The sequence below is a fragment of the Microbacterium sp. zg.Y909 genome (assembly GCF_024626565.1).
Genome location: NZ_JANJFJ010000316.1, coordinates 1 through 5,101, shown reverse-complemented (window position 1 = coordinate 5,101; position 5,101 = coordinate 1). Strand labels below are relative to the sequence as shown.

Sequence of the window (5,101 nt, the reverse complement as noted above, 5' to 3'; positions counted from 1 at the left end):
GGACGGCGAGACGGACGGCCGTCTCGAGATCATCCAGGGCGTCGGCGAGCGCGACGAGCTCGGCGTCGGTGGCGGGCAGGTCGTCGATCAGGATGCCGCGCACGCGGCCGCGGTCCGCCCCGACGAGGCCGGCTGCGGCGTCGGCGATGGTGGGGGCGGGGGTCGCGGGACCGAGGCCCAGCGTGCGGGCCAGACGCTCCAGGGCGCCGAAGCGCAGGAGGTCGGCAGCGTGGACGGTGTCGCGGGCGCGGGCGTAGAGGCGTGATCGCCCCTCGGTGGTCTCCGAGGCCCTCACGGTCACCGGCAGGTCCTCGGTGACGAGCGGGCCGAACCGGCGGCCGCGCCACACGATGGCGGCGACCGCCGATGCCAGCACCACGACGATCGCGGGCGTCACCCAGTCGGGCGTGAGCTCGCCCAGTGTCGGGGCGGTGTCGGGGAGAGCGCCGTCGCCGAGCGCAGGCAGGTACCAGATCAGCCTCGGCTGGCGCCCCAGCAGGTTCGCCGCGAGTGCGGCGTTGCCGTCATCGGCGAGGTGCGCATTGGTGAAGAGCTCGCCGGCGTCGATTGCGGCGATGCGGCCGGTGTCGCGTTCCACGGCGAGGAGGGCGTATCCGTCGCCAGACGGGTAGCAGGCGATGACGCCCGCCCCCGGGGTGAAGACGGCTCCCGGTGCGATCGCGCCGGCGCGCTGCGCCTCTGCGAGGGTGCATTCCGGCTCGGCGCGGGCGCCGTCGCCGATCCCGGCGGCTGCGGCGTCGTCGAGGAGCACCCGGACGTCGCGCGAACGGGGGTCGACGAGCACGACGTCGTCGGCCATGCGCGTGAGGCTCTCGAGCGTTTCGTCGTCGAGTGCGGCGGTGTCGGTGAGCACGAGGGTGTCATCGCTGCCGGCCAGGGCCCGCTCTGCCGACGGCCGGTCGCGGACGACGTCGACGCGGATGCCCTGGTCGCGCAGCACCTCGGCGACCGCGCGCGTGCCCCCGGGCCCCACGGACTCCGGATCCAGCGCATCGCGCTCGGTCCAGTCGCCGAGGGAGAGGAGGGCCGCAGAGCCCGCCCCGGTGATCACGAGGGCGGCGGCGATCGCCGCCCATCCGCCGAAGCGTCGGCGGCGTGTGGCGGTGTCGGGCTGGGCGGGCGCCGTCATGGTGCGGGCACCGGGTCGCGCCGGGGGGAGGACACGACGGCGTCGTCGTCGACCGCGGCGACAGCGCGGTAAAGCTCAGGCGTTCCCGGCAGACGCAGGTACCGCACATCGTCGAAGGCGCTCGCCGCCCGCTCCAGGCGCTCGGCGAGCGCGGGCAGGGCAGCGCCGGCGTCGCGCGCGAAGGCGTGCACGGTGGCCCCGGGGGTGACGTCCACGATGCCGCGCTCGTCGAGCGCGCGGGCCAGCGCGCGGAACCGCTCGACGACGGCGGCATCCCATTCGCCGCGATCGGCGTGCTGCGCGGCCGCGGCCCGCAGCTGGGCGGCGGTGCGCTGCTCGGGATCTCCGAAGAGGTCCGTGGCGGTGCGCGAGCGGGCCGGGGTCCGCGGCATCCCCCAGATGGCGAGCGCGACCACGACCAGGGCGACGATGAGCACGGACACCCCGATCGCCAGCCACGGACCCCATCCCTCGGGGAGCTCGGTGGCGAAGAGGTCGCGGAAGAAGCGCTCCACGCCGTACGCGAAGCGGTCCAGGGCCGTCGGCTCGGTGATCGCGTAGGCGGGGTCGCACAGCTCCGTCTCGGCCCAGCGGCGTGCCTCGTCCCCGTCGGGGATCAGCGGAACGTCCGCGGTCAGGGCTTCACCCACGGGTGCGATCCCTCTTCGCTCGGCGCGCCGGGCTCGGTCCGCGGCGCCGCAGGGGCGGGCGTGGTCGGCGCCGGCGGCGGGTACGCGCCTGGCGGCGGGGGATACGCACCTGCCGCGTATGGCGGGTACACGCCCGCGGGCGGGGGATACGCGCCCGCCGGCGGCGGGTAAGCGCCCGCGGGCGGAGGATATGCGCCCGCAGGCGGCGGGTATGCGGCGTAGGGCGCCGGGCCGGCCACCCGCGGGGCCACGGTGCGGCCGATGTGGAGTGTGTACGGATCCTCGAGGTCCGTGACTCCGGCGTCGCGCCGCTCGACGTAGGCGAGCAGGTCCTGGTCCAGACCCTCTCGCCGCATGCGGCAGTCGACGTAGATGAGCGATGTCGCCGTGGACTGCACGATGATCGCGACGGACTGCACGAGCACCGTGACCACCTGCGTCAGCACGCCGCCGACGATGAGGGCGACGAAGAAGCCGGTGTCGGGGTCCCCGGTGGGGGAGAGCACCGTGGAGACGGCGGTGGTCGCCAGCGAGAACGGCAGGCTCACCGCCTGGCCGATGAAGCCGAAGGCGGTCGAGATGAGGACGACGATGCCGAGCGTCGACCAGAATCGGCCGCGGGTGAGCGACCACGACCGTGCGATGGCGCCGGTGATGGTCGCGCGCTCGAGGATGATCGCCGGGGGCACGAGCAGCAGCTTCACCGTCAGCCACAGCGCGAGCGGGATCGCCGCGAGCGCCAGGCCCACCGAGAGCGCCAGCCCGCTGATGGGCTCGCTGAGGACGAGCGCGACGGCGCCGGCGACGACGATGCCCATGGCCACCAGCACGACGAGGGTCAGCAGCAGGGTATAGCCCACCAGACGCCAGATGACGGGCTTCACCTGCGCCCACAGCGCGCGGAGGGTGAGCTTCTCGGCCACGACGGCGCGGGCCACCTCTCCGACCACCACGCCCTGGACGATCACGCTCACGGCCGCCAGCACGAGGCTGACCAGCACGCTGCCGCCGACGCCGATGGCGATCGAGCCCGCCATCACCTCGTCGAACTCCTGCGTGCCCGGTCGCAGCGTGTCCAGGCGCAGGAACGCCGCGAGGACGATCGCGACGATCGCGAGCGATCCGATGAGCGTGACCACCGACTGCACGGTCAGCGCGAACCCCAGCAGCACTCGCGGGTTCTGGCGCAGGGCCGAGAATGAACGTCCGAGGATGACGCCGAACGACAGCGGGCGCAGCGGGACGATGCCCGGGCGGGTGGCGGGTGTCCAGGCCGGATATGCGGTCATGACTCTCCCTGAGCAGGCTGGGGTGGGTCCTATCGTGTCATAACGCGCGGATGCCGCGACGCGGCTCCACGGAGCGGTGCGGCGACCTTGCGGCGGGGTCGGCTACTCTGGGCGGAGCCCGCCGGCCCTGACTGCGGAGCGGGCTGGGGAACCCGGAGGACGAGCACGCACCCATGACCTCACGCATCCTGGTGGTCGATGACGACACCGCGCTGGCCGAGATGATCGGCATCGTCCTGCGCACCGAGGGCTTCGACACGGTCTTCTGCGCCGACGGCGCGGCCGCTGTCGACGTGTGGCGCGCCGAGCGCCCCGACCTCGTTCTGCTGGACCTCATGCTCCCCGGAGTGGACGGCATCGAGATCTGCACGCGCATCCGAGCCGAATCCGGTGTGCCCATCATCATGCTCACCGCACGCACCGACACCGCCGATGTCGTCCGCGGCCTCGAATCGGGGGCCGACGACTACATCGTGAAGCCCTTCAACCCGAAAGAGCTCGTCGCCCGCATCCGCACCAGGCTGCGGCCGACGACCGAGCCCGCCGGAGAGACACTGCGCATCGGCGACCTCACCGTCGACGTATCGGCCCACGAAGTGCGCCGCGGTGACGAGATCATCGCCCTGACACCGCTGGAGTTCGAGCTGCTGGTGGCACTGGCATCCAAGCCGCAGCACGTCTTCTCGCGCGAGATGCTGCTCGAGCAGGTGTGGGGCTATCACTACAAGGCCGACACCCGCCTGGTCAACGTGCACGTGCAGCGGCTGCGTGCCAAGGTCGAGCTCGACCCCGACAACCCGCGCATCGTCACGACCGTGCGCGGCGTGGGCTATCGCGCCGGCGCGGTGGTCTGAGGTCCATGTCCCACGCGCACGCGCCGCGGCGTGTGCCGGCCCGCCTGCGGGACTGGCGCTCCTGGCCCCGGAACGTCCGCTATGCGTGGCGGCGCTCCCTGCGCTTCCGCACGGTGCTTCTCGCTCTGGGTCTCAGCGCCCTGGCGGTGCTGGGCGCCTTCGTCTTCATGGCGCTCGCGATCCAGAACGACCTGTTCCAATCGCGCCTCGCGCAGGTGCTGGAAGATGCCGAACGCACGACGCAGGCCGCTCAGGCGACGCTGGACTCCGCCGAGGTCGGCGGCGACCTGGTCGCGGTGGACAACCTGCTGGTCAACGTCAGCACGGTCGCCCGGCAGGGGGCGACCGAGATGACGGCGGCGCTGCGCAGCGACCCCGCGTCGCCGCTGGCGCCTCAGGGTTTCACGACGGGCGGGCTGACCGAGGATTACCTCTCGGAGGGCCTGCGCACGGCGGTGCAGGACGGGGCCGACCTGCAGTGGTGGCAGTCTGTCGCCCTGCCGGACGGCGACGGCGGGACCGTGCCCGGCATCGTGGTGGGCCAGCAGCTGCAGGTGCCCGAAGCCGGTTCGTACGAGCTCTACTTCGGCTACGACCTCGCCGATGCGTCGCAGACGCTGAGCTTCGTGCAGGTGACCCTGTGGATCGTGGGTGCGGCACTCGTGCTGCTGATCGGCGCGATCTCGTGGGTGGTGCTGCGGTCGGTGACGAGCCCCATCGCCGAGGCGGCCGAGACCAGCGAGCGCCTCGCGCACGGCGACCTCGGCGTGCGGCTCGAGGTGCGCGGCGACGACGAGCTGGCCACGCTCGCGCGCTCGTTCAACGCGATGGCCGACAGCATCCAATCGCAGATCAAGGACCTCGCCGACCTCTCGCTCGTGCAGCAGCGGTTCGTGTCGGACGTCTCACACGAGCTGCGGACGCCTCTGACCACGATCCGCCTGGCCTCGGACATGCTCAACGACCGGCGCGAGGCGTTCGACCCCGCCACTGCACGCGCCGCGGAGCTGCTGCACGCCCAGGTGCAGCGGTTCGAGACGCTCCTGACCGACCTGCTCGAGATCAGCCGGTACGACGCCGGTTCCGTGCAGCTGGAGATCGAGCCGACCAGCATGACGCAGCTGGCAGAGGACGTGATCGCGTCGATGCAGCAGCTCG

At 72.6% G+C, this 5,101-nt stretch carries 5 protein-coding genes; 2 read left to right on the top strand and 3 right to left on the bottom strand.

All coding sequences use genetic code 11. From position 1 onward, the window contains the following. The 3 genes from NQ160_RS18015 to NQ160_RS18005 all read right to left on the bottom strand — a co-directional run. A partial coding sequence (locus NQ160_RS18015) for a DUF4350 domain-containing protein (protein ID WP_257516511.1) occupies nucleotides 1-1,150 on the bottom strand: 1,150 nt, incomplete at its 3' end. Beyond that, entirely contained in the window at nucleotides 1,147-1,800 is a 654-nt protein-coding gene (locus NQ160_RS24915; RefSeq protein WP_257516510.1) for a DUF4129 domain-containing protein, read from the bottom strand. The genes NQ160_RS18015 and NQ160_RS24915, both read right to left, overlap by 4 nt. Continuing rightward, nucleotides 1,785-3,089 (bottom strand): glycerophosphoryl diester phosphodiesterase membrane domain-containing protein, encoded by a 1,305-nt coding sequence (locus NQ160_RS18005; protein ID WP_257516509.1) that lies wholly within the window; start codon nucleotides 3,087-3,089, stop codon nucleotides 1,785-1,787. The genes NQ160_RS24915 and NQ160_RS18005 overlap by 16 nt, the downstream gene beginning before the upstream one ends. 173 nt (nucleotides 3,090-3,262) lie before the next feature. On the opposite strand from NQ160_RS18005, the gene mtrA reads away from it, so the two are divergent. Together mtrA and NQ160_RS17995 are read left to right on the top strand one after the other, a co-directional pair. After that, nucleotides 3,263-3,943 carry an MtrAB system response regulator MtrA gene (gene mtrA / locus NQ160_RS18000; RefSeq protein WP_257516508.1) on the top strand — a complete coding sequence of 227 codons (681 nt, stop codon included), beginning with the start codon at nucleotides 3,263-3,265 and terminating at the stop codon, nucleotides 3,941-3,943. A 5-nt stretch (nucleotides 3,944-3,948) separates the two neighbouring features. Then, nucleotides 3,949-5,101, top strand: a 1,153-nt coding sequence (locus NQ160_RS17995) for a sensor histidine kinase (RefSeq protein ID WP_257516507.1), incomplete at its 3' end; no start/stop codon positions are given.